General features: G+C 53.4%; 1 protein-coding gene. It reads right to left on the bottom strand.

Annotation, left to right across the window (positions count from 1 at the left end; genetic code table 11):
- Positions 1-100: 100 nt before the first annotated feature.
- Positions 101-970 (bottom strand): MFS transporter (locus D6029_RS22340; RefSeq protein WP_120066847.1); only part of this gene is annotated, 870 nt, incomplete at its 5' end.

Below are 970 nucleotides of genomic sequence, written 5' to 3'. Positions count from 1 at the left end.
TATCAAAATACCTTCAGGAGGCTGGAAAGCTTCAGAGAGTCGGGGCGACAAAGAAAGGGTTCTGGCAAGTCATCTAAAACGTCGCACCTTAAATATTCTTTTATCCCGCCGCTAATTTATATCCCCGCAACCGGCTCACACTCAGCACGATAGCTAACACCGTTGCAATCACCGCTATCCACAGGCTGATATGCACTGCGCTGTTCTGCGCATAAATCGACATAAACACGCCGACAAAAGCCGCACCGAGGCACTGGCCAAAGGTGCGCATGATTGCCAGCACGCCTGAGGCATAGCCGCTGTTTTCACGCGAGGCATTGGACAGCATTTCTCTGTTGTTCGGGCTTTGGAAGCAGCCAAAACCGATGCCGCATATCAGGCTGCGTAAGCAGATATCCCACGCCTGAGCGTGTTCCGGCAGCATCGCCAGCAATGCGAGCCCTATCGCAAAAACACCTAAACCTACCGTTGAGATAATTGCGGGCGAATAGCGGTCGGCTAAGCGTCCGGCATGTGGTGCGGCAAGGATAATCCCGATAGGCCATGGCGTGAAAAGCAGTGCGGAAACCAGCGCGCTGTAGCCGTAAACGCTCTGGAACAGGAACGGCAATGCGATAAACGTAATGCCCTGGCTGACAAACGAGGCCAGAGAAGTGAGTGCTGCCAGCGAAAAGCGCGAAGAGGCAAAAATGTTGAGCGGGAGCAGCGGTTTGGTGGCGCGGTGCTGAACCCAGATAAACGCCAGGCCGCTGATAATGGCGGTGCCGCCGAACGCTATCGCTATTTTCAGGTCATTATTTCCTGCATGCGTGAAAGCATCAGCAGCCATCACCAACGCGCCTAACGCAATGGCCGATAACAATGCGCCTGCGTAATCAAATGGTTCACGTTTTAACGCTGGATTATGCGGCACTACGCGCAGGGCGAGCGAGAAAGCAATAATGCCAAGTGGAATATTGATCGCAAACAG

Source organism: Buttiauxella izardii (assembly GCF_003601925.1).
GTDB classification, from domain to species: Bacteria; Pseudomonadota; Gammaproteobacteria; order Enterobacterales; family Enterobacteriaceae; genus Buttiauxella; species Buttiauxella izardii.
This window is presented reverse-complemented; position numbering and strand designations above follow the sequence as displayed.